Here is a 21,936-nt window from a genome sequence, read left to right on the forward strand (position 1 = left end):
CGGGCCTGCTTACTTTGGGTTGACAGAACAAGTTCCTTGTACTATACTAAAACAAACAAATGTTTAGTTTGGGGCGATCGCAGTGGACCTCTATCAAAAACTCTCAATATTATCCGACGCGGCCAAGTACGATGTGGCCTGTACTTCCTCGGGGGTGCAGCGCAGCGGTGCCGGCAGCACCATCGGCAACGCAGTGGCGGCGGGCATCTGCCACGCCTTTTCGGCCGACGGGCGCTGTATCTCACTGCTCAAGGTGCTCATGTCAAACGCCTGTGCCTACGACTGTAAGTACTGCGTCAACCGCTGTTCTAACGATGTGCCCCGGGCCACCTTTACCCCGCGGGAGCTGGCCGACCTGACCATCCAGTTTTACCGCCGCAATTATATCGAGGGGCTGTTTTTGAGCTCCGGTATCATCAGAGATCCCGATCATACCTGTGAGCGGATGATCGAGACGCTGCGCATTTTGCGGGAGGAATATCGCTTTGGCGGCTATATCCATGCCAAGGCCATCCCCGGCGCCAGCGACCTGCTCATCACCCGGCTGGGCTATCTGGCCGACCGGCTCAGCGTCAATATCGAGCTCCCCTCACAAAAGAGTTTGCAGGCGCTGGCTCCGCAAAAGTCCAAGACCGATATTCTGCGCCCCATGGGACTGATCAAACAGGGCGTGCAGCAAAACAGCACCGACCTGGTGCGCTACCGGCAGGCGCCAAAATTTGCCCCCGCCGGGCAGAGCACCCAAATGATCATCGGCGCCACCCCGGATACCGACTACCAGATCCTGCAGCTCACCCAGGGGCTGTACCGCAAGTACCGGCTAAAGCGGGTGTTTTTCTCGGCCTATACGCCGGTGGTGCGCGACGAAGGGCTGCTGCCGGCCATCGGTACCAAACCGCCCCTGTTGCGGGAACACCGGCTGTATCAGGCCGATTGGCTGCTGCGCTTTTACGGCTTCGACGCCTCCGAGCTGCTCGATGATGGCCACCCCTACTTTAATCCCTATCTCGATCCCAAGTGCAACTGGGCGCTGCACCATATGGAGCACTTTCCGGTCGAGATAAATCGTGCCCCTATCGAAATGCTGCTGCGGGTACCGGGCATCGGCGTGCACAGCGCACAGCGCATCGTGGCCGCTCGCCGTACCGGCAATTTGGACTACAGCGGCCTCAAAAAGATCGGCGTCGTGCTCAAGCGGGCCCAGTACTTCATCACCTGTCGCGGCAAGATCACCCCGGGCCTAAAGATTACCCCTCAGTCGGCTTTTCGGGCACTGATCAGCGACCGCAGTGCCGCTATGCTGCCACAGGATACGCCCCAACAGCTGTCGCTTTTCGATACGGCCCCCATCACCAGAGAGGATGTGACCCAATGCCTGACCGGGCAGATGTAGTGTACCAATACGACGGCAGCTATGCCGGGCTGCTGTGCTGTGTGTTTCACAGCGTAGCAGCAAAACAGCTGCCGGTCGACATCTGCACCCCCCAGCAGGGGCAGACCAGCCTGTTTGCGGTGCACAAGATCCCAACCGAGCCGGAAAAGGCCCGCCGGGTAGAGCGCTCGATCCCTAAAAAGCTGGGGCCCCGGGCCGCTGCGCTGGTACACGCCTGCTTTTTATACGGCGGCGAAGAGAAGGCGCTGACGATCTGTGCCTTTTTACAGCTGGGGTACCGGGTAGGGCCGGCCGTGGTCGACATGCTGGCCGACGACCGGGTAGCGGCACTGCATCAGCTGGCCCGGGCCGCCCAAAACGAGGCCGGGCAGATGATCCAGTTCATCCGTTTTGCCGACTACCGCGGCAGTTTGGTGTCGGTGATCGACCCCAAGCACTATGTGTTGCCCCTCATCAGGGACCACTTTACCGACCGCTATCACGAAGAGCAGTTCCTCATCTACGACCGATCCCATCAAATGGGCCTGGTATACCAGCCGCACCGCTCTAAGATCGTGTCGATGCAGGACTTACAACTGCCCGACGAAGAGGATGAGGAGCGCACCTACCAGCGTTTATGGAAAGGCTTTTGTGCCGCCGTCAACATCGTGCCACGGCAAAATCTGCACTGTCAAATGGGGCATATGCCCAAGCGCTATTGGCACAACATGGTCGAGATGCGGCAGCAGAGTGCTCCATCTAAAAAGATTGTGCTCCCCAGCGGCGATATAGCGCCCTGGTTCCCACCGGTATCCGCCGCCGATCTGCGCCTGCCCAAAAAATGAGCTGCCCAACTGCTCTTTTTTTGCGGCACTCGGGCGGAGCCCTTTGTCCTTTATACCGCCGCCATTTTTAATAGGACAGGTAGTTGGCATGTTATAGGCAACGCCCATTTTAAAGAAGATCGGCTCTATAAAGCCCTTTTGGGGGCATTTGCTACGCAGCGTAGCAAAAAATGCACCGCTGCAAACAGCGGTTGCTTGTCTTGCCGCCTTAAGTCTGCTATGCTGGCGCTATCGACTTAATCAGGAGGGACGAGAGTATGATCGCCGAAAAGATCAAAGCACTGCGCAAGCAGGCCAAATTGTCGCAAGAGGGGCTGGCCGACCGGCTGCACGTGTCACGGCAGGCGGTGACCAAATGGGAGACCGGTGGCGGTGTGCCCGATATAGAGAACCTGCGGGCCATCGCCCAGCTGTTCGCTGTCTCGGTGGATGAGCTGCTGGGAAATAGTACCCCGCCGGCCGAGTCCAAAACCGCTCGGTTCGAGAGCATCACTGAATACGATATCGACCGCCTAAAGAGCTACGATATCACCATAGCCGGGGCCAAACAGACCGAGCTGAGCAGCTATAGCGGAGAGAAGATACGGGTGCGTCTCTATTCCGAACAACTGCCCGATATACAAAAACTGCTGAAAGTAAAGATCGACGATGTAAAACAGCGCATCGATATCGACGTGCGCCGCTTTGGCGACCTGACCGAGTCCAGGGCAAAAGAGGTGCTGGGCCTGTCCATCCAGTTTCCCCTCCACTATGTAAAGGATATCGAGCTCAGTGGCAATACCGAACAGCTCGTGGTAAAGGGGCTGTGCGCCGATAGGCTCGAGTATTCCGGCAGCGCTGGCCAGGTAGTGTTGGAGCCGGGCGTGGGCCATGTCGAGCTCAACTGCAACCGCGATATGCAGATACAGTGCCGATCACTTTCCGGGCGGTTAGATATCAACCAGCTATCGGCATCCTCCAAGCTCTCTCTACCGGCCAAAACGCCGTTTATCGCGGTGGTAAAAGGTATTCGCAACCGGGTTTTTTATCAGCTTGATGGACAGCCCACCGCCGATTTTTCCCTTTCGGGAGAGGCGGCGCAAAATTGTGAGAATATCGTGGAGCTCAACGGGATCAAAAGTGAACTGATCATCAGCAGTGTCTCAGCCAGTCGGGGAGAGGCATAGCCGTGGCGCAGCGGTACCGGTATCGCCCGGCGCTCTTTTACCTGCTCGTCTTTGTGCTGACCTGGTCATTTTGGTTCGCCGCCATTTTTACCGCCAACGGGCGGGCCGCACTGCCACTCATGTTTTTGGGGCTGTGTGTGCCGGCGGTGACCGCAGTGTGCTTTGTCATCTTTTCAGGCAGCAGGGCACTTCGGGCAGATCTTTGGCGCAAGCTGCTCCATGCAGCTTGTATCCACCCCGGCAATCTGCTGGCGGCAGTGGCGCTGTTTGCGGCTATTGTAGTGGTCTCTATTCTGGTGTCGCTGTTGGTGGGGCAACCGATCTCCCAATTTTCACTCACCGCCGATTTCTCTTTTTCAGTCGGCGGCAGCTCTGCGCTGCTGACGATCCTTCTGGCCGCGGTCATCGAGGAGCTTGGCTGGCGCGGGTATGGGGAGGACGCGATCGCCCAATACCACAGTTGGTTTAAAGAGTCTATCCTCTTTGGCCTTATCTGGTCAGCGTGGCACCTGCCGCTGTTTTGGGTACCCGGTACCTACCACGCCGGGCTGCGGGCGCTGGGACCGCTCTATGCGCTCAATTTTTTGGTTAGTGTGGTGCCGCTGGGCTTTATCACTACCTGGGTATACGTAAAAAATGGCCGCAGTATGCTGGCCTGTATCATCTTTCATCTGTTTGTAAATTTCTTTCAGGAAAAGATCGCCATGACCCCGCTCACCAAATGTGTCGAGACGGTCGTGATCACCGCGGCGGCTGTGGCGATCGTGCTCTGCAACCGGGATCTGTTTTTTGAAAGGCGGCATATTGGCAAACTGCCCGATATGGGCTCCGTATAATTTTATAGCACAGCAGATAGAACCTGACGGCAGATGTCAGGTTCTATCTGTTATACTGCAGTTACAGACCACAAAACGGGCCAGGATCAAGAGCGGGGAGGGGCAGCCATGCATTTTGTAGAGACAAAAGGGATACTGTCGGCTAAAAACGGCATGAATTTATACCGAGGATGCACCCACGGGTGTATCTACTGTGATTCCAGGAGCCGGTGCTACCACATGGACCACGATTTTACCGATATCGAGGTCAAGCAAAATGCCATCGAGCTTCTAGAGGATGCACTGCGCCGCAAACGCCGCCCCTGTATGTTGAGCACCGGCTCCATGACCGATCCGTATATTCCACCCGAACAGCAGCTGCAGCATCTTCGCCAAGCCCTGGAGCTCGCCTATCGGTACGGCTGCGGTTTTACTCTCATCACCAAGTCCGATCTGGTGCTGCGCGATATCGATCTCCTGCAAAAAATAAACCGGCAGACAAAATGCGTGGTGCAGATGACATTGACCACCTATGACGATGTGCTGTGCCAAAAGCTGGAGCCCCGGGTGAGCGTTACCAGCCGGCGATTTGCGGCCCTGCAAGCGCTGCGTGCAGCAGGTATACCAACTGTGGTGTGGCTGTGTCCGATCCTGCCCTTTATAAACGACGACCATCAAAATATCGCCGGTATCCTGGATTACTGCGTGCAGGCCAAGGTGCGCGGTATCATCTGCTTTGGCATGGGGCTCACCCTGCGCGAAGGGAGCCGCGAGTACTTTTACGCACAGCTCGATAAGCTGTTTCCCCACCTGAAGAAGCGCTATATCCAGACCTATGGCGGCCAGTATAGTATAGTGAGCCCACGCAATAAAGAACTCATGCAGTTTTTTCATCAGCAGTGTGCAGCGCACGGTGTCATGCACGACAACCGGCAGATATTTACCTATCTGCACACGCTGGATCAAGAGCGAGATCAGCTGCGTCTTTTTTAAAAGATAGGGCTCATTTGGCGCCCCCACAGACCGATAGATAACGTACTGTCCCATCACCCACATCAGTTTGTAAACAAAACGTCTTTAATTCTACGCCAAGAGAGGGCCGACAGCCAAATACGGCTGCCGGCCCCCTCTCGGTCATAACATTTTTGATGAAGCACTGCTGGCCTGTTAGCCGCCGGTGCCGGCACATTTTTATGTGTCTAAATGTGTTTCGATCGCACGGCGCACCTCTGCCAGATCGCTGCTACATAGCACCGGCAAAAAGGCGGCGAGCCGGTTGGGCTCCATATCCCACCAGCGCAGATCCAACAGCTGCCGGATCAGTGAGTCATCGAAGCGCTTGCGAATAGATCGGGCCGGATTGCCGCCCACCAGCGTATAGGGGGCTACATCTTTTGTCACCACCGAGCAAGCGGCGACAATGGCCCCATCACCGATCTTCACCCCCGGCATGATCACGCTCTCCCGCCCGATCCACACATCGTTGCCAATCACCGTATCGCCTTTAAAGGGCAGCTGGGTCAGGTGGGGCGGCGTGTTCTGGGCCCACGCACCGCCAAACACGTGGAAGGGGTAGGTGCTCACACTGTCCAGTCGGTGATTGGCGCTGCCCATAACAAAGGTGGTCCCGCTGGCTATAGCACAAAATTTGCCAATGATCAGCCGGTCGCCAAACTCCGGCCAGTTAAATAACACGTTGTTTCGCTCAAAAGCAGTGGGGTCTACCGAATCGTCATAATAGGTATAGTCGCCAACTTGAATGTTGGGAGCAGTTATCACATTTTTTATAAAACAAGATGTCTTATACTCGTTTGGAAAGATCGCGTTTGGGTCTGGTATCTGCATACGAAAATGCCTCCTATTTTTTCTCCTTATCACCTCCATCTGTATTTTTCGTTGCCGTTGCGACTGCTCTTTTCTTCCGTATTTCTCTCATTTTTGCTCACTCTATCGATAGTTTTTACAATTTGTTCACATTTAAAGTGCGTCCCGAATACGCGTATGTTTCGTTTATCATTTACATCAGCGGTGCAAATACCCGCAGCAGCGCGCGTCATATACGGGTGGGCAGCGATACCTTTTGGCACTGCTGCAATGTGATGGACTGACATTTTTGCTGCGTCTCTAAAAAGTCGCGCTTCATATCGGTCAAGCAGGGTGTCTTATACATCCACACTCCACACTCAAAGTGCAGGTACAGGCTGCGGTAGTCTAAGTTGATGGTGCCCACCACACCGTAGATATCATCCACTACAAAGGTCTTAGCATGAACGAAACCGGGGGTGTACTCGAAGATCTTGACCCCGCTCTCCACCAGAATTTTATAGTAGGCGCGGGTCACCGCATGCACATACCATTTATCGGCGATGTGCGGGGTAATAATGCGCACGTCCACGCCCGACTTGGCCGCAGTGGTCAGCGCAGTGACCATCTCGTTGTCGATGATCAGATAAGGGGTATTGATGTACACATATTTTTTGGCCCGGCTTATCAGCTGCATGTAGACTGTTTCGCCCACCGCCTCGTGGTCCAGTGGGCTGTCTGAAAAGGGCTGCAGATAGCCCGGCGCCGCCAGCTGATGGCCGGTAGTACCAGTGCTGCGGTAGCGGGTATAGTCCTCGTCGGTGTGTCGCAGGTAGTTCCACATGCTCAAAAACATCACCGTCAGGCTCCACACGGCGTCGCCTTTAAGCATGATAGCGGCGTCTTTCCAGTGTCCGTGTTTGGGGTAGGCGTTGATGTACTCGTCGGCCAGATTGATGCCCCCGGTAAAGCCGGTGTGTCCGTCAATGACTACGATCTTGCGGTGGTCGCGGTTATTGAGCCGCGCCGAGAGCACCGGCACAAAGGGGTTAAAGGCGCAGCAGGCGATCCCCAGTTTCTCCAGTTCGCGGTCGTAGTGGTAGGGGAGCGTATCGATGCAGCCAACATCGTCGTAGATCACCCGCACTTCAACACCCTGCTTTGCCTTTTGGATCAAGATCTCCAAGATCGGGTCCCACATCTTTCCCTCTTGGATGATAAAATACTCCATAAAAATAAAGTGCTGAGCCTTTTGTAACTCTTCGAGCAGGCTGGCAAATTTGGCTTCGCCAATGGGAAAATAGGTGGCGGCAGTGTTTTGATACAGTGGTGAGAGCGCGTTGCGGGCAATATAGCGGGAGATGCTGCCGGCATCGGCGTCTATTTGGTACAGCTCGTCCGACATCTGTCCACTCAGGTCCACCACGCTCTCGGTGTGGCGCTGTATCTCGGCCATTTTCTTGCGCTCGCGGGCACTGAGTTGGTTGCGCCCAAACATCAGGTAAAACAGCCCGCCAAAAATGGGGAACAGCAAAATAGGTACCAGCCAGGCGATCTTATAGCCGGGGTTTGAACGACCGCCGATAATGCCCAGCGTCACGACCAGGCTTAACAGTACACAGGCAGCGTGCACATAGACGTAATAGTTGTTAAAACGCCAGATGAGGAGGACCAAAAATGCGGCCTGTATGGCAATAGACAGGCTGATGATGACCACCCGACTAAACAGCATATTTAAAAATTTTTTCACGATGGGGGCTCCTTAACAGCAAAGTTTCGCATGTGACGAGTTTCGCGGGCGACCAAGGCCCGCGCGGATTATATAATAAATTATTATAGCATATCTTGTCCCCCGGTGCACGCTGGTCACTCGGTAGGGGAAAATCGTTTGATAAGGGGCAGCAGACGCTGCATATTGGCCACTGTTTTAGGGGTGATATAGTGCTCGATCTGCTCCACCTGTTCCAGCTCATCCTCGCTCTGGTTGAGGGCACAAAAAAATTCACACAACACCTGGTGGCGGTGCAGCAGGTAGCTGCCGTAGTCGCTGCCTTTAGCTGTAAGAGAGATCGGCCCGTACCGCCCCGGCTCTATAAAGCCCTCTTGACGCAACCGAGCTACCATTTTTGACGCACTGGACGGCTGTACGTGCAGGAGAGCCGCTAGCGCATTCACCCCGATCTCGCCGCTCTGTGGCTGCATGCGCAGGATCATTTCTAAATAATCTTCCATGGCCGCCGACAATTCGCGGTGGATGAGACGGTCATATCCGGTGGGTGTGTAAAATTGGTCTTGGCTGTGCACGGCAGTACCTCCGTATTTTTACCTCTGTGTCACCCTGACGGGTATGCGAATATACTGTAGCAGAAAGTGAGAGTTTCCCCAGTCTAACTTTTTGGGGAGATCATCAATATTTCTCCGGCTTCTGCCGGGTCAACCGCGTGTCTTGTAGGTCAGTGCCACAGACCATACTTATGATTTTGGCGGCATACCTATGCCGCTGCGACTAGAGGAGAGATTACCGTGAAAGATAGATACCTACCGCTCGATCACCTGCACGAGGGCCAATTGGGCAGAGTCCACGCCATAGAATCAGCCGGCAGCATGCGCCGCCGCTTGCAGGATATCGGCATTATCGAGGGCACAGAGGTACAGTGCCTGCAAAAGAGCTTTTCTGGCGACCCCGTCGCCTACCTTATCCGCGGGGCGGTGATCGCCCTGCGGCAAGAGGACAGTGAGCGCATCTTAGTCGAGGCCACCAGCTTTGAACGGGGGCGGGAGAAGGTACTCAGCTGAACCATTATCACCGCTTAACTTTGCGCCTGCGGCCTGTAAAAAGGCCCCATAGGCAGGCGCTTTACATAGAAATACTGGTAAAGCAGATAGGAGAGGATACCATATGGGCCTAACAGCCGAATCCACCGGCCACGGTGCAGTAGATCAGGGGCTGGTGATACAGCGCACCAGCCCAGAAGAAAAAGTCATCGCTCTGGCGGGCAACCCCAATGTGGGTAAAAGTACAGTGTTTAACGAACTGACGGGGCTCAACCAGCACACCGGCAATTGGCCGGGAAAAACAGTGACCAACGCTCAGGGACGCCACCAACACGGTAAAAACAGCTATGTGTTTGTAGATTTGCCGGGTACATATTCCCTGATGGCCCACTCTGCCGAGGAGGAGGTAGCCCGTGATTTTATCTGCTTTGGCGGGGCGGATGCAGCGGTAGTAGTGTGCGACGCCACCTGTTTAGAGCGCAACTTGAACCTGGTACTGCAGACAGCTGAGATTACGCCCAACGTAGTGGTATGCGCCAATTTGATGGATGAGGCCAAGAAAAAGAAGGTGCAGATCGACCTTAAAAAGCTGTCGCAAAATCTGGGTCTACCGGTGGTGGGCGCTGCTGCCCGCAGCGGCAAGGGACTTAAAGAATTGGTGGGGGTGGTGGAACAGGTCTCGCACAGAGAAATACACCCCGCGCCACGCCCCATCCGCTACACAGCACCTATCGAGGCGGCTATCGCGCAGCTGAGCCCAGTGCTGGATCAGGTCGATCTCAAAGATCTCTCGAGCCGCTGGGTAGCGCTGAAGCTACTGGAGGGGGAACCGGTGCTCTGCGCTACGCTGGCCGGGCATTTGCAGGTAGACATAGGTCCAGACAGCGCAATCGGCACGGCAGTGACCGGGGCCTGGCGGCAGCTGCAGGAGCAGGGGATCGACCGCGACAAGTTTTTAGATAATACGGTATCGTGCATCGTGCTGGCGGCCGAGGAGATCTGCGGGGACTGTATCACGACCACCAAACGGTCGGGCGGCTATGACCGCAAGCTGGATAAGATCCTCACCGGTAAGTGGACCGGTATCCCCATTATGTTGGCTCTGCTGGCGGCGGTGTTTTGGCTGACCATTACCGGGGCCAACTACCCGTCACAGATGCTGGCCGACGGACTATTTTGGGTACAGGACCGACTGACCGACCTGTTTATGTGGCTGCATGCGCCGGCTTGGCTGCACGGGGCGCTGATATTGGGGGTATATCGGGTGCTGGCGTGGGTAGTGTCGGTGATGCTGCCACCAATGGCGATCTTCTTTCCACTGTTTACGCTGCTGGAGGATTTTGGCTACCTGCCGCGGGTGGCGTTCAACCTGGACCACCAGTTTAAAAAAGCCTGTGCCTGTGGCAAGCAGGCGCTGACCATGTGCATGGGGTTTGGCTGTAATGCCGCCGGCATCGTGGGCTGCCGCATCATCGATTCGCCCCGAGAACGGCTCATCGCTACCATCACCAACAATTTTGTCCCCTGCAACGGCCGTTTCCCGCCGACAGACAAAGGGAAACTTTAACAAGGAGAAGCTGTATATACAAGAAATGGCTTTGCCGTGCGGATATTTGAAGGCGGTATAGGACGGGCCATGCAGTACATATCCTGTAAGCAGGGGGGATATCCGGTGAAGAGAAACGAGGTGCAGGAAATGATAGACTGCTGGCCGCAGGGCGAGAAAACACGGATCGAGCGGGAGGTGGCAGAGGCGTATCAGCAGTATATACGGCGGCAGCTGCAGCACAATGCGCCCCAACAGCGGCTGGCCATTGTGGAGGCTATGCTGCGTATGGTAGAGACCGGAGAGCCTTGACAGGGGCTCTTTTTTTAATGGCGATATATAAATAGGGATAGATAGGGGCGGAAAATAAAATGTTACGAAATTGTAAATTCGGGCATTTTGGCGCATGTTCTTTTGAGTTCTTGTAAAAAAGGCACAGATCGGCACGCAAAAGAGCAGGGGAGTGGGTAACAGACGGTGACGTGCCGCATAAATGTTGCTCTGGGAGAGCACCTGTGCTCTCGGTATCGGATACCTGGCTGCAAGTTTATGAGCGTAATAGGAGGAACTCGATAGATTGTGGCTGCGAAAGAAAAAAGCCCGCGCATTCTCCCGGAGGAGAGGTGCGCAGGCTTTTTTAAGTATGTACCGTTTTTACTTTGACACGTGCAGCGAATGCATGTGGCTCAGTTAGTGCAGCTTGGCCAGCACTTCGGTCTCGAAAAACTGAGTAGTGGTTTCGGGGGTGAGCGAGTACAGCGTGTCGCCGATGGTCACGCATACACCTTTTTGGCAGTTGCCGGTGCAGAAAGTACCGGCAAGTTTGACATCGCCCTCGACGTGGTGCTCTTTGATGAGCGACTGCAGCCCTTCGAGCACATAGTGGGAACCTTTTACGTGGCAGGCACTGCCCAGACAGACGGTAATGGTCATGATGCATTCCTCCAAATTATTGGTTACGGTGGTGTGATAGCTTATTTACCAGCTTTGCGCTCGAGCGAGCGGTTGCGGAAATACAGGCAGATATCTGCCGAGACCATGATCACGTTGGGGAAGTAGAACCAAAAAGCCAGGTTATAGGTGTGGGTGATGCATTTGGAAATGATACCGCAGATGTAGCCAAATACGATAAAGCACATGAACATAAGGCTTTTACCTTGGGTAGAGCGGGATTTGACCGAGCGGACGATGGACATAGGCCAGGAAAGACCAAAGCACAAGATCATGATGGTCTCAAAAATTTCTGCGAGCTGGGGCATGTAACTTTCCTCCAAAATATTTGTTTAAGTGGCGGTACTGCCGGCTCCTCTTAGGCCGGGCGGCGCTGCCGTAAAGACGAACTTATTTTTTGCGCCGGTAGTCGGGAAGCAGTTTGGGCGATACCACATCGCTGTGGATGCCGGCTGCGCTCAGCTCCTTGGCAAAATCGGTCACGTGCTGCAGCGACAGCGCGCCCACGCTGGTATCGGCGGCTTTGGCGGCGGCATTTTTGCCGGCATTGCGGCCGAAAACGATGATATCCAGCAGCGAGTTGCCCATGAGACGGTTGCGACCGTGGATGCCGCCGACTGCTTCACCGGCCACAAACAGGTTCTCGACGCCGCTCTCACAGTTTTTGGCGATGTCGATACCGCCGTTTTGGTAGTGCAGGGTGGGGTAGACCAAAATGGGCTCTTTGCGGATGTCGATACCATATTTGCCGAACATGCGCATCATAGCGGGAATGCGTTTCTCGATCGTTCCCTCGCCGTTTTTCAGCTCGATCATGGGGGTGTCGAGCCAGACGCCGATACCGTCGGCGGTCTTGACACCTTTGCCGTGATCAGAGCACTCGCGGATGATGGAGGCGGCAGCTACGTCACGGGTCTCGAGGGGGTGCATGAAGGCCTCGCCGTCGACGTTGATGAGCTTGGCGCCCAGCGAGCGGACTTTCTCGGTGACCAGAGCACCGAAGATCTGCTCGGGGTAGGCGGCACCGGTGGGGTGGTACTGCAGCGTGTCGGGATAGAGCAGCTTGGCCCCGGCGCGATAGGCCAGGATGAGGCCGTCGGCGGTAGCGCCGTAGTGGTTGGAGGTGGGGAAGCCCTGGTAGTGCAGACGGCCGGCACCGCCGGTAGCCATGATAACGGTCTTGGCGCGGGCGATGAGGATCTCGTGGGTCTCCATATTTAGGAGCACTGCACCGGCGGCCCTGCCGTTTTCGTCCAGGATGAGCTCGATGGCGGCGGTAAAGTCGACTACCGGGATCTGGCGGTTGAGCACTTCGTCGCGCAGGGTGCGCATGATCTCGGCGCCGGAGTAGTCTTTGGCCGCGTGCATGCGTTTGCGGGAGGTGCCGCCGCCGTGGGTGGTGACCATGGTACCGTCGGGGGCCTTATCGAACTCGACGCCCAGGTCGTTTAACCACTGGATGGCCTCGGGGGCCTCGGTCACCAAGGTGCGCAGCAACTCGGGCTTGGCGGCAAAGTGGCCGCCGCCGAAAGCGTCTAGGTAGTGGATAGCGGGGGAGTCGTTTTCCTTGTCGGCAGCCTGGATACCGCCCTCAGCCATCATAGTGTTGGCATCGCCCATGCGCAGCTTGGTAACGATCATTACCTTGGCGCCGGCGTTGTCAGCCTCGATAGCGGCCGAGGCACCGGCACCGCCACCACCGATGATCAGAACGTCGGTGTCGTAATCGACCTGGGCCAGATCGACATCGGCGGGATCGATACGGCTATTTGCCTGCAGCAGCGCGGCCAGCTCGGTGGGGACTTTACCGCCTTTGTTGGGGCCGACAGCCAGCTCGGCAAACTCGCCCTGCTTGTAGTCGGGGTGGTAGGTCTTGAGCAGTGTGTCTTTTTCTTCGGCAGTCATGCGGCGGGGCTCCAGGTCGGCATTGGCCTCTCTTGCGGCCGCCACTTTTTTCATGGACTCGACCATTTCGTTTGTGTACATCAGCGCATCCCTCCCTATTTCTCGATCTCGCGGTGGTTATAGAGCTCCTGCAGTTCCTCAATGGGTTTTTGCATGAGATTCTCGATGAGCTCGGTGAAGTCGCCGTCTTTGATCTCTTTGACCCGGTTTTCCAGATGCTGCGATTTGGGGGCCAGGTACTTGCCGTTTAAGCGGCGGGCCAGCATGGCCACCTGCGGGTGCGAGATGCCGGCGGGGCAGCGGGAGGAGCAGACGCCGCACATGACGCAGTCAAAAGACTCCTCGGCACATTTTTCAAAGTCGCCGCGCTGCGCATAGGCGATATACTGCATGACATTGAGCTCCTGGGTGCAGCTCTTGGTGCAGGCGTTACAGCCGATGCAGGCGTAGATCTCGGGGTACAGCTGCATCATGACCTGCTGCTCGGGTTTTATCTCGTTAATGTCGTATACCTGCTTGACCAGCGGGAAGAAGGGGAGGGTAGCCACATACATGTTGTCCTCTACCTGGGTCTGGCAGGCCAGACAAACTTTTAGCTCCCGGTCGCCCTTGATGCGGTAGATGGTGGCGCAGGCACCGCAAAAACCGTTGCGGCAGCCACAGCCGCGGACCAGCTGATAGCCCGCGTACTCCATAGCGCCCATGATGGTCAAGTTGGCGGGGACTTCGTATTGTTTCCCCATCAGAAAAACATGAACCATATTCTCCATTTGTGCTTACTCTCCTTACTCAGTACTCGTTGGGGAGCTCGTCGAGCTCGTCAAACCGGAAGACGGGGCCGTCTTTGCAGACGTATTTGCTGCCGATGTTGCACCGGCCGCATTTGCCCACACCGCATTTCATGCGCAGCTCCATGGTCGTGTATACCTGGGTCTCTTTAAAGCCCAGCTCCTTGAGGCCGGCCAGAGTGAATTTGATCATGATCGGCGGCCCACACATCAAAACGGTCTTGTTGAGGTCTGGCTCGAGCTCTTTGACGTAGTTGGGGACAAAGCCCACGTGGCCGTCCCAGCCCTCCTGGGGCTGGTCGATGGTGAGGTTGACCTCGATACCGTCGTCGGCCATCCACTCGTCGAGGATCTCCTTGTAATCGACCAGGTCATCTTTAGAGCGGGAGCCGTAGACGATCTGGATCTTGCCGTAGTTCTGCCGGTTGTCGCGCACATAGTTGATGACCGAGCGCAGCGGAGCCAGACCGATACCGCCGGCCACGAACAGCAGATCCTGCCCCTTGAGGGCCCCCTCTACCGGAAAGCTGTTGCCGTAGGGGCCGCGGATGGTGATCTGCTGGCCCACATCCATGGCGTGCAGCCAGTTGGTGAGACAGCCGCACTTTTTGATACTGAACTCCATGAATTCGGTGTTGGTGGGGGAGGAGGTGATGGAGAACATCGCCTCGCCCACGCCGGGGATAGAGAGCATGGCGCACTGACCGGGCATGTGCTCAAATACTTTTTTGCCGTCCAGGCCCACCACGCGGAAGGTCTTTACATCGGGGGTATCGATGCGGATGTCGGTGACGACACCCAGTTTGGGTATTAGTGTCTCGGGACTCATAGATTTTCTCCTCCCAGCGATTTGGCCACTTTTACGATGTTCATCGAGATGGGGCACTTGGACAGACAGCGGCCACAGCCCACACAGCCGTACTCGCCCTCGTTGTTGGCGGGGAAGTATACCAGTTTGTGCATAAAGCGCTGTCTAAAGCGCTCGAGCTGGGTGAGGCGGGGGTTGCCGTGAGCCATTTTGGTGAAATCGGAATACATGCAGGAATCCCAGCAGCGAAAGCGCTGGATACCGCTGCCGGTATCGAAATCTTTGATGTCGTAGCACTGGCAGGTGGGACAGACAAAGGTGCAGGTGCCGCAGCCCAGGCAGGCCTCGGACAGCTCGGCCCACTTCTCGGAGTCAAACAGCTCCAGCAGGTGCTCGCCGTCAAATCCATCCAGCGACAGATTGGCAAAAGGCAGCTTTTCGAGGACCGCGCGGGTGCTCTGCTGCTGGGCGGCGACAGCGCTGTCGTCGCACGTCTGCAGCAGGTCGCCGAGATGGTCGACCAGGCGCTGGCCCTTATCGGTCTGCGGCTGTAGGTACAGGGATGTATCGTCCATCCAGCAGCTGCAGTCGCCTTCCGGAGCGGCGGCGTCGATACCAAAAGCGGTACAGAAACAGGTCTCCTCCGGCTGGGTGCAGGCCATGGTCACCACGGTACCGTGCTCGCGGCGGGACTGGTAATAACTGTCGACCGGGTCGACCAAAAAGACTTTGTCGAGAATGGTAAAGCTGCGGGCGTCGCAAGCGCGCACGCCGAAGATGACAAAGTCCTCGTGCTCGGTGCGGGGATCGATGATCTCGATCTCTTTGCCCTTGAGTTTAAAGTCTACCAGGTTTTCGGTCTGGGGGAAGAAGAAATCTTTGGCGCTGCGCACCGTGTTCAGTGCGCCGGTCATCTCGAGACCGTCGTGCCAGCGCTGGAAACGGGCCTGGCCTGAGGCGTCGTCAGCGGGGATGTAGAGTACCTGGTCGGCCGCGACGGCGGCAAACAGGTCGTTTAACCGATCGAGGGAGAGTTTTAACATCAGCGGTTCCCCCCTTTGTGATATACGATGCTGGGCTCTACGTCGCTCTCCTGATAGTTGGTCAGCGGGGCGCGGCTCTCGGTATCGGCGCCGGCCTGGAAATCGCCGTACAGCTCATTGATGTCTTTGATGAATTTGCGGTTGAGCAGGTGCAGGGGAATATTCTGCGGACAGACCCGCGAACACTCGCCGCAGTCGGTGCAGCGGCCAGCTACGTGGAAGGCCCGGATGATGTGGAACATGTTTTCCTCGAAGCTGTCGGCGGCCGCTTTTTGGGCGATGCCGGAGGCGTCGTTATCGAACACACATTTTTCGCAGGAGCAGGCCGGGCAGACGTTGCGGCAGGCGTTGCAGCGGATGCAGCGCGACAGCTCGCCGCGCCAGAAGTCAAAGCGCTCGTCGGGGGTCATAGCCTCGATCTTCTCGACCATGTCAAAGCGGTGGCTGTCCAGCACCTGACCGTCCTCGCCCAGCAGTTCGTCGTAGACCACGTGCTGCTTGCTCTTACAGTTTTGACAGCGCTCGGGCAGTACGTCAGCTCTTTTGACGGTCTTTTCGCCGTAGAGGGTGTCGATGATAAAATCGTCCCCCTGACTCCCGATGCCCAGAATGCCTTTGATACCGTGCTGCTTGAGGGTCTCGCCGTCGGTTTTTCCCTCACAGGGGACGCCGACGACATAGACGTTGTCGCGCAGGATGCGGTGCTCTTTGATGAGCTGGTTAAAGCTGTAGGTGTCGCAGGGCTTTAAAAAGACCAGGGTCTTGCCATCCAGGCGTGAGGCCTTGATGAGGTACTTGGAGAGGTTGGCGCCGCAGAAGTCGTCGTAGACGAAGCTCTGCTCGAGCTCCTCTATAGTCTCGAAAACGGCGGGGGTGATGTCGTAGGCGAACTCGCCGGTCTTCCAGCCGAGGACCCGATCGACCGCGCCGCTCTGCAGCAGCTCTTTGGCTTTGGCGATCATTATTTTTTGCATCTCAGATCCTCCAGTCTCTTGTTCTCGCCCAGGCTGCGCACCGTCTCCACGAAGCTGTTCATGGTCTCGGCGAATTTGGCGCCCTCAGCGGCCGACACCCACTCCACACGGGTGCGCTCTTTTTCGATGCCCAGATAGTCGAGCATAGAGAACAGCAGCGTCATGCGGCGGCGGGCGTAGTAGTTGCCGGAAGTGTAGTGGCAGTCGCCGGGGTGGCAGCCGCACAGGATGACGCCGTCAGCACCGCGCTGGAAAGCCCGCAGGATGAACATGGGGTTGACCCGGCAGGAGCAGGGAACACGGATGATCTTGACGTCGGCCGGGTAGCTGAGGCGGTTGGTACCGGCCAAGTCGGCGCCCGCATAGGAGCACCAGTTGCAGCAAAACGCCACGATCTTGGGTTTGAATGTCGTCTTTACATCTTGCATATCGCATCGACCTCCGCCATGATTTGGCTGTTGGAAAATCCTTTCAGGTCCATAGCGCCGGACGGGCAGGCCACGGTGCAGGCACCACAGCCCTGACAGACTGCCTCGTTGACCGAGGCCACCCGGCGGATAGCCACCGTGCGGTCGGGCATACGGAACTCTTTATCCTGATAGGTGATCGCGCCGTAGGGGCAGACCTTCTCGCAGGAGGAGCAACCGTTGCACATCATCTCGTCGGAAGTTGCCACACAGGGGTTGCCGGTGAGCTTGTTTTTGGCCAGCAGGCCGATGACCTTGGCGGCGGCGGCACTGGCCTGGGACACCGTTTCGGGGATGTCTTTGGGGCCCTGACAGACACCGGAGAGGAAAATACCGGCAGTGGGGCTCTCGACCGGGCGCAGTTTGGGATGGGCCTCGGTAAAGAAGTCGTTGGTGTCCATGCTGGCGGTGAGCATGGTGCCCAGCGAGCGGGCAGTCTTATCGGGCTCGATGGCGGCGGCCAGCACCACCATGTCGGCCTCGATGTGCAGCTGTTCATTGGAGATCAGGTCGGATGCCTGTACCATCAGCTTGCCGTCGGCGCGGGGCGCCACTTTGCCGACCATGCCTTTGATGTAGTGCACGCCGTACTCCTCCACCGCCCGGCGGTAGAACTCGTCGAAGTTTTTGCCGGGGGTACGCACGTCTATGTAGAACACGTACACCTCGGTATCGGGGTATTTTTCGCGCACCAGCATGGCGTGTTTAGCGGTGTACATACAGCAGATCTTGGAGCAGTAGGGCTTGCCGCAGCCGGAGGTGTCGCGGGAGCCGACGCACTGGACAAATACCAGCGTGTGGGGGTGCTTGCCGTCGGAGGGGCGCAGCAGGGTACCGCTGGTGGGGCCGGCGGCGTTGGTGAGCCGCTCGAACTCCAGCGAGGTGACCACATCAGGGCTCAGCGAGTAACCGAACTCGTCGAATTTATCGAGTTTGATGGGGTTGTAGCCGGTAGCTACCACGATGGCACCGTACTGGCGCTCGACGATCTCGTCTTTTTGCTTGTAGTCGATGGCGCCGGCGCCACAGACCTTGGCACACAGACCGCATTTGCCGTTTTTGAGCATGTTGCAGTGATCGGGATCGATGGTGGCGATCTTGGGAACTGCCTGTGCGAAGGGAATATAGATAGCGCGGCGGTTGTCCATCCCCAGATTAAACTCGTTGGGGATCTTTTTCATGGGGCACTTTTCGGTACACTCACCGCAGCCGGTGCACTTATTGGGGTCGACAAAGCGGGCTTTTTTCTTGATCTTGGCGGTGAAGTTGCCCACGAAGCCCTTGACTTCCTGCACCTCGCTGTAGGCGAAGATATTGATGTTTTCGTTCTGGGCGCAGTCGACCATTTTGGGGGTCAGGATACAGGCGGCACAGTCGAGGGTGGGGAAGGTCTTATCGAGCTGGGTCATTTTGCCGCCGATGGTGGGCTGCTTTTCAACGATGTCGACTTCAAAGCCGGCCTCGGCGATATCCAGCGCAGTCTGGATGCCGGCGATGCCGCCGCCGATGACCAGCGCTCTCTTGGTGACCGGGCTCTCGCCGGCGATGAGCGGGGCGTTGAGCTGCACCTTGGCGATGGCCGCCCGACCCAAGATGATGGCCTTTTCGGTGGCGGTGGGCATGTCTTTATGGATCCAGGAGCACTGCTCGCGGATGTTGGCGATCTCGACCATATAGGGGTTGAGACCGGCCGCGGCGGCTGTTTTGCGGAAAGTCGCCTCGTGCATACGGGGGGAGCAGGAACAGATCACCACACCGGTGAGCTGCTGCTCTTTGATCGCGTCTTTGATGATGTTTTGCCCCGCCTCGGAGCACATGTACTGGTAGTTGGTGGAGTAGACGACGCCGGGCTCGTGGGAGAGGGCCTCGGCCACCGCGGCTACATCTACGGTACCGGCGATGTTGCTGCCGCACCAACAGACGAATACGCCAATTCTCTGCATGGTTTCTCCTCCTTGTTACTTGCTGTATTTGCGCAGGGCGGTGACGATGGCCTGCTGGGGCATATCGTCGTCCAGCAGCGCGGGGATATCGTCGGCCCGCAGGTGATTTTTGCCCTGCTGGCGGATGACCTGCAGACGCACGGCCTCTACCAGCCTGGCGGGCTCTACCCCGCGGGGGCAGCGCTCGATACAGGCAAAGCAGGAGAGACACTTATATATGGATTTGGAGGCCATCAGCTTATCGATCTGGCCTTTTTCCACCATGTACACGAACTCGTGGGGGTGGTATTCCATCTCGTCGTAAGAGGGGCAGGTGGCTGAGCACTTGCCGCACCGCATGCATTTGAGCACGTCGACGCCGCTGGTGCGCAGGATCTGCTCTCTGTCAAAATCGCTCATTGTTCGCTCTCCCTTCTTACCCCTTGACGCCCAGTGCCTCGGCCAGCAACTCGGTGAAGTAGAGCACCGGCACCTGGCTGTTGGTCACAGCATTTTTTTGCAGGTTGTACAGGCACAGGGGGCAGGCGGTGACCATGCAGTCGGCCTGCATATCGGCTGCGCTCTCCATGACGGCGGTGCTCTTTTTCTGTGCCAGAGCCGGGTCCTCCATGGCGATATAGCCGCCACAGCACTCGTTGCGGTAGGGGTACAGCACCGGTGTGGCGCCCAGCGCGCGGATGAAGTCCTCCATGATCTGGGGGTTCTCGGGGTTATCCATCTGCATCACTTTACCCGGGCGCAACAGGAGACAGCCATAGTAGGAGGCCACTTTTTTGCCGGTGAGAGGATTTTTGACCGCTGCTTTGAGCGCGTCGAAACCCACTACATCGCGCAGTACCTCCAGGTAGTGCAGCACCTTGGTCTCGCCGTGATAGGGCTCATCCAGCTGCATGTAGTTGTTGGCGTGCAGCGAGAACTCGGCATCGCCGGCCATGTCGGCGTTCGCCTGTTTGAGCACGTTGTGGCAGGCCGAGCACAGGGTGACCAGGTCGCGGCCCTGGGCCTTGGCACTGTTTAGCGCCCGCACCGAGGACAGCTTGCTGGCGATCTCGTCTTTAGCCATGGAGTAGGCACCGCCACAGCACTGCCACTCGTCGAGCTCTTCGAGCGTAAAGCCCAGTGCCTCAGCCGAGAGGCGGGCGTACCTGTCCAGGTCCTGGGCCTTGTTTTTTAAGGTACAGCCAGGATAGTAACTAAAAATCATAGGTTCTATCGTTCCTTTCGCAGAAACTGCAGCCTGGAAAGCGCATCGTGCTCCAGGCGCTGATTTTATATACCCGCTGCGGGGCGCTAGGCCATATGCTCGGGGTGGAATACCTCGTCGAACTTCTCCTCGGTGAGGAAGCCCAGCGCGATGCAGGCCTCTTTGAGGGAGATGTTCTCCTTATAGGCTTTTTTGGCGGTCTTAGCCGCATTCTCGTATCCGATATAAGGGTTTAAGGCGGTGACCAGCATCAGCGAGTTGTGCAGGTTGTGGTGCATTTTTTCGCGGTTGGCGGTGATGCCCACGGCGCAGTTGTTGTTGAACGAGACGATGGACTCGGCCAGCAGGCGCGCGGACTGCAGGAAGTTGTAGATGCACACCGGCATGAACACGTTGAGCTCGAAATTGCCCTGCGAGGCGGCCATGCCCACGGCCACGTCGTTGCCCATGACCTGGACGGCCACCATGGTGACGGCCTCACACTGGGTGGGGTTGACCTTGCCGGGCATGATGGAGGAGCCGGGCTCGTTTTCGGGGATAAAGATCTCGCCCAGACCATCGCGGGGGCCGCTGGCCAGCCAGCGCACGTCGTTGGCGATCTTCATCATATCGGCCGCCAGCGCCTTTAGTGCGCCGTGGGCAAAGACCAGCTCGTCTTTGCTGGTGAGCGCGTGGAACTTGTTGGGGGCGGTGAAAAACTGCTTGCCGGTGATCTCGGACACTGCCTCGGCCACCTTGGCGTCGAAGCCGGCGGGGGCGTTGAGCCCGGTGCCGACAGCGGTACCGCCCAGAGCCAGCTCTTTGAGCTCGGGCAGGGCGATCTGTAGCATCTTTTTATCTTTTTCCAAAGAGGAGCGCCAGCCGCTGATCTCCTGTGAGAACTGGATGGGGGTGGCGTCTTGCAGATGGGTGCGGCCGCTCTTGACGATACCTTCGTGCTCTTTTTCCAGCCGCTTAAAGGTATCGATGAGCATATCGATGGCGGGGAAGAGCTTATCCTCGATGGCCAGCACTGCCGAGATGTGCATGGCGGTGGGGAAGGTGTCGTTGGAGGACTGGCTCATATTGATGTCGTCGTTGGGGTGCAAGAGCTTTTCGCCGGCGATCTCGTTGCCGCGGTTGGCGATGACCTCGTTGGCGTTCATATTGGACTGGGTGCCGCTGCCGGTCTGCCAGACGACCAGCGGGAAGTGGTCGTTTAAACTGCCGCTGATGACCTCGTCGCAGGCCTTAGAGATGGCGGCCAGCTTCTGGTCGGTCATCTTCTCGGGCTTTAACTGGTGGTTGGCGATAGCAGCTGCCTTTTTGAGGATGCCGAAAGCGTGGGTGATCTCGCGGGGCATGGTCTCGATGCCGACGCCGATCTTGAAGTTCTCGTGGCTGCGCTCGGTCTGGGCGGCCCAATAGCGGTCGGCGGGGACCTTTACCTCGCCCATGGAGTCGTGCTCAATGCGGTATTCCATCGTACTTTACTACACTCTCTTTCTGTGATAAAGTGGGTGATCTTTATGGTTTATGGGGGCGCCGAGAG

22 protein-coding genes and 1 pseudogene are annotated in these 21,936 nt (G+C 57.1%); 8 read left to right on the forward strand and 15 right to left on the reverse strand.

The genetic code is table 11. The features are described 5' to 3' along the window. Positions 1 to 82 precede the first annotated feature (82 nt). The 5 genes from C6Y32_RS03660 to C6Y32_RS03680 all read left to right on the forward strand — a co-directional run bounded on the left by C6Y32_RS03660 (position 83) and on the right by C6Y32_RS03680 (position 5,191). A complete protein-coding gene (locus tag C6Y32_RS03660) occupies positions 83 to 1,393 on the forward strand; it encodes a putative DNA modification/repair radical SAM protein (protein WP_105203813.1) in 1,311 nt (436 codons plus the stop codon). Continuing rightward, positions 1,372 to 2,217 (forward strand): TIGR03915 family putative DNA repair protein, encoded by an 846-nt coding sequence (locus tag C6Y32_RS03665; RefSeq protein ID WP_105203814.1) that lies wholly within the window; start codon positions 1,372 to 1,374, stop codon positions 2,215 to 2,217. The genes C6Y32_RS03660 and C6Y32_RS03665 overlap by 22 nt, the downstream gene beginning before the upstream one ends. A 257-nt stretch (positions 2,218 to 2,474) precedes the next feature. Then, positions 2,475 to 3,383 (forward strand): helix-turn-helix domain-containing protein, encoded by a 909-nt coding sequence (locus tag C6Y32_RS03670; protein WP_105203815.1) that lies wholly within the window; start codon positions 2,475 to 2,477, stop codon positions 3,381 to 3,383. A gap of 2 nt (positions 3,384 to 3,385) precedes the next feature. After that, positions 3,386 to 4,219 carry a CPBP family intramembrane glutamic endopeptidase gene (locus C6Y32_RS03675; protein WP_105203816.1) on the forward strand — a complete coding sequence of 278 codons (834 nt, stop codon included), beginning with the start codon at positions 3,386 to 3,388 and terminating at the stop codon, positions 4,217 to 4,219. 108 nt (positions 4,220 to 4,327) lie between these two features. Next, positions 4,328 to 5,191 carry an SPL family radical SAM protein gene (locus tag C6Y32_RS03680; RefSeq protein WP_105203817.1) on the forward strand — a complete coding sequence of 288 codons (864 nt, stop codon included), beginning with the start codon at positions 4,328 to 4,330 and terminating at the stop codon, positions 5,189 to 5,191. 198 nt (positions 5,192 to 5,389) lie between these two features. Here C6Y32_RS03680 and C6Y32_RS03685 read toward each other — a convergent pair whose 3' ends face one another. The 3 genes from C6Y32_RS03685 to C6Y32_RS03695 form a co-directional block, all read right to left on the reverse strand. Then, positions 5,390 to 6,043: a CatB-related O-acetyltransferase gene (locus tag C6Y32_RS03685; RefSeq protein ID WP_105203818.1), complete on the reverse strand. Its 654-nt coding sequence runs from the start codon at positions 6,041 to 6,043 to the stop codon at positions 5,390 to 5,392. A gap of 208 nt (positions 6,044 to 6,251) precedes the next feature. Then, on the reverse strand, positions 6,252 to 7,751 hold the full coding sequence (gene cls, locus C6Y32_RS03690) for a cardiolipin synthase (RefSeq protein WP_243562504.1): 1,500 nt from the start codon (positions 7,749 to 7,751) through the stop codon (positions 6,252 to 6,254). A gap of 116 nt (positions 7,752 to 7,867) precedes the next feature. Then, positions 7,868 to 8,305: a metal-dependent transcriptional regulator gene (locus C6Y32_RS03695; protein WP_243562506.1), complete on the reverse strand. Its 438-nt coding sequence runs from the start codon at positions 8,303 to 8,305 to the stop codon at positions 7,868 to 7,870. 219 nt (positions 8,306 to 8,524) lie between these two features. On the opposite strand from C6Y32_RS03695, the gene C6Y32_RS03700 reads away from it, so the two are divergent. The 3 genes and pseudogenes from C6Y32_RS03700 to C6Y32_RS03710 all read left to right on the forward strand — a co-directional run bounded on the left by C6Y32_RS03700 (position 8,525) and on the right by C6Y32_RS03710 (position 10,634). Continuing rightward, a complete protein-coding gene (locus C6Y32_RS03700) occupies positions 8,525 to 8,797 on the forward strand; it encodes a FeoA family protein (protein WP_105203819.1) in 273 nt (90 codons plus the stop codon). A 103-nt stretch (positions 8,798 to 8,900) separates the two neighbouring features. Beyond that, a pseudogene (gene feoB / locus C6Y32_RS03705) lies at positions 8,901 to 10,319 on the forward strand (ferrous iron transporter B); the annotation flags it as partial. Positions 10,320 to 10,448: 129 nt separating this feature from the next. Then, positions 10,449 to 10,634, forward strand: a complete 186-nt coding sequence (locus C6Y32_RS03710) for a hypothetical protein (RefSeq protein WP_105203821.1) — start codon at positions 10,449 to 10,451, stop codon at positions 10,632 to 10,634. Between the two features lie 378 nt (positions 10,635 to 11,012). On the opposite strand, the gene C6Y32_RS03715 is transcribed toward C6Y32_RS03710, so the two are convergent. The 12 genes from C6Y32_RS03715 to fumC form a co-directional block, all read right to left on the reverse strand. Beyond that, complete coding sequence (locus C6Y32_RS03715) at positions 11,013 to 11,255, reverse strand: (2Fe-2S) ferredoxin domain-containing protein (protein WP_105203822.1); 243 nt, start codon at positions 11,253 to 11,255, stop codon at positions 11,013 to 11,015. Positions 11,256 to 11,296: 41 nt separating this feature from the next. Then, entirely contained in the window at positions 11,297 to 11,581 is a 285-nt protein-coding gene (locus C6Y32_RS03720) for a hypothetical protein (RefSeq protein WP_243206599.1), read from the reverse strand. Positions 11,582 to 11,663: 82 nt separating this feature from the next. After that, entirely contained in the window at positions 11,664 to 13,259 is a 1,596-nt protein-coding gene (locus C6Y32_RS03725; protein WP_105203823.1) for an FAD-dependent oxidoreductase, read from the reverse strand. 14 nt (positions 13,260 to 13,273) lie between these two features. Continuing rightward, positions 13,274 to 13,948 carry a 4Fe-4S dicluster domain-containing protein gene (locus tag C6Y32_RS03730; RefSeq protein WP_105203824.1) on the reverse strand — a complete coding sequence of 225 codons (675 nt, stop codon included), beginning with the start codon at positions 13,946 to 13,948 and terminating at the stop codon, positions 13,274 to 13,276. Positions 13,949 to 13,967: 19 nt separating this feature from the next. Further along, positions 13,968 to 14,795, reverse strand: coding sequence for an FAD/NAD(P)-binding protein (locus tag C6Y32_RS03735; RefSeq protein ID WP_105203825.1), 828 nt, complete (start codon positions 14,793 to 14,795; stop codon positions 13,968 to 13,970). Further along, positions 14,792 to 15,817, reverse strand: coding sequence for a 4Fe-4S dicluster domain-containing protein (locus tag C6Y32_RS03740; protein ID WP_105203826.1), 1,026 nt, complete (start codon positions 15,815 to 15,817; stop codon positions 14,792 to 14,794). The genes C6Y32_RS03735 and C6Y32_RS03740 overlap by 4 nt, the downstream gene beginning before the upstream one ends. After that, positions 15,817 to 16,791 carry a 4Fe-4S dicluster domain-containing protein gene (locus C6Y32_RS03745; RefSeq protein ID WP_105203827.1) on the reverse strand — a complete coding sequence of 325 codons (975 nt, stop codon included), beginning with the start codon at positions 16,789 to 16,791 and terminating at the stop codon, positions 15,817 to 15,819. The genes C6Y32_RS03740 and C6Y32_RS03745 overlap by 1 nt, the downstream gene beginning before the upstream one ends. Next, a complete protein-coding gene (locus tag C6Y32_RS03750) occupies positions 16,779 to 17,219 on the reverse strand; it encodes a hydrogenase iron-sulfur subunit (protein WP_105203828.1) in 441 nt (146 codons plus the stop codon). The genes C6Y32_RS03745 and C6Y32_RS03750 overlap by 13 nt, the downstream gene beginning before the upstream one ends. Beyond that, complete coding sequence (locus C6Y32_RS03755; protein ID WP_105203829.1) at positions 17,207 to 19,201, reverse strand: CoB--CoM heterodisulfide reductase iron-sulfur subunit A family protein; 1,995 nt, start codon at positions 19,199 to 19,201, stop codon at positions 17,207 to 17,209. Before C6Y32_RS03755 ends, C6Y32_RS03750 begins: the two co-directional genes overlap by 13 nt. 15 nt (positions 19,202 to 19,216) lie before the next feature. Then, complete coding sequence (locus C6Y32_RS03760) at positions 19,217 to 19,600, reverse strand: 4Fe-4S dicluster domain-containing protein (protein WP_105203830.1); 384 nt, start codon at positions 19,598 to 19,600, stop codon at positions 19,217 to 19,219. A 16-nt stretch (positions 19,601 to 19,616) separates the two neighbouring features. Further along, entirely contained in the window at positions 19,617 to 20,405 is a 789-nt protein-coding gene (locus tag C6Y32_RS03765) for a CoB--CoM heterodisulfide reductase iron-sulfur subunit B family protein (RefSeq protein WP_105203831.1), read from the reverse strand. Between the two features lie 86 nt (positions 20,406 to 20,491). Continuing rightward, complete coding sequence (fumC, locus tag C6Y32_RS03770) at positions 20,492 to 21,868, reverse strand: class II fumarate hydratase (protein ID WP_105203832.1); 1,377 nt, start codon at positions 21,866 to 21,868, stop codon at positions 20,492 to 20,494. Positions 21,869 to 21,936: the final 68 nt, after the last annotated feature.

This window comes from Neobittarella massiliensis (ex Bilen et al. 2018) (assembly GCF_900289145.1).
GTDB lineage: Bacteria > Bacillota > Clostridia > Oscillospirales > Ruminococcaceae > Neobittarella > Neobittarella massiliensis.

Bases quoted from the DNA above. Each gene is read 5' to 3' on its own strand.
- C6Y32_RS03765 (WP_105203831.1), bottom strand. From the start codon at position 20,405: ATGATTTTTAGTTACTATCCTGGCTGTACCTTAAAAAACAAGGCCCAG.
- fumC (WP_105203832.1), bottom strand. From the start codon at position 21,868: ATGGAATACCGCATTGAGCACGACTCCATGGGCGAGGTAAAGGTCCCC.
- C6Y32_RS03685 (WP_105203818.1), bottom strand. From the start codon at position 6,043: ATGCAGATACCAGACCCAAACGCGATCTTTCCAAACGAGTATAAGACA.
- C6Y32_RS03735 (WP_105203825.1), bottom strand. From the start codon at position 14,795: ATGAGTCCCGAGACACTAATACCCAAACTGGGTGTCGTCACCGACATC.
- C6Y32_RS03745 (WP_105203827.1), bottom strand. From the start codon at position 16,791: ATGCAAAAAATAATGATCGCCAAAGCCAAAGAGCTGCTGCAGAGCGGC.
- C6Y32_RS03725 (WP_105203823.1), bottom strand. From the start codon at position 13,259: ATGTACACAAACGAAATGGTCGAGTCCATGAAAAAAGTGGCGGCCGCA.
- C6Y32_RS03755 (WP_105203829.1), bottom strand. From the start codon at position 19,201: ATGCAGAGAATTGGCGTATTCGTCTGTTGGTGCGGCAGCAACATCGCC.
- C6Y32_RS03670 (WP_105203815.1), top strand. From the start codon at position 2,475: ATGATCGCCGAAAAGATCAAAGCACTGCGCAAGCAGGCCAAATTGTCG.
- C6Y32_RS03730 (WP_105203824.1), bottom strand. From the start codon at position 13,948: ATGGAGAATATGGTTCATGTTTTTCTGATGGGGAAACAATACGAAGTC.
- C6Y32_RS03715 (WP_105203822.1), bottom strand. From the start codon at position 11,255: ATGACCATTACCGTCTGTCTGGGCAGTGCCTGCCACGTAAAAGGTTCC.
- C6Y32_RS03740 (WP_105203826.1), bottom strand. From the start codon at position 15,817: ATGTTAAAACTCTCCCTCGATCGGTTAAACGACCTGTTTGCCGCCGTC.
- C6Y32_RS03680 (WP_105203817.1), top strand. From the start codon at position 4,328: ATGCATTTTGTAGAGACAAAAGGGATACTGTCGGCTAAAAACGGCATG.
- C6Y32_RS03720 (WP_243206599.1), bottom strand. From the start codon at position 11,581: ATGCCCCAGCTCGCAGAAATTTTTGAGACCATCATGATCTTGTGCTTT.
- C6Y32_RS03750 (WP_105203828.1), bottom strand. From the start codon at position 17,219: ATGCAAGATGTAAAGACGACATTCAAACCCAAGATCGTGGCGTTTTGC.
- C6Y32_RS03665 (WP_105203814.1), top strand. From the start codon at position 1,372: ATGCCTGACCGGGCAGATGTAGTGTACCAATACGACGGCAGCTATGCC.
- C6Y32_RS03760 (WP_105203830.1), bottom strand. From the start codon at position 19,600: ATGAGCGATTTTGACAGAGAGCAGATCCTGCGCACCAGCGGCGTCGAC.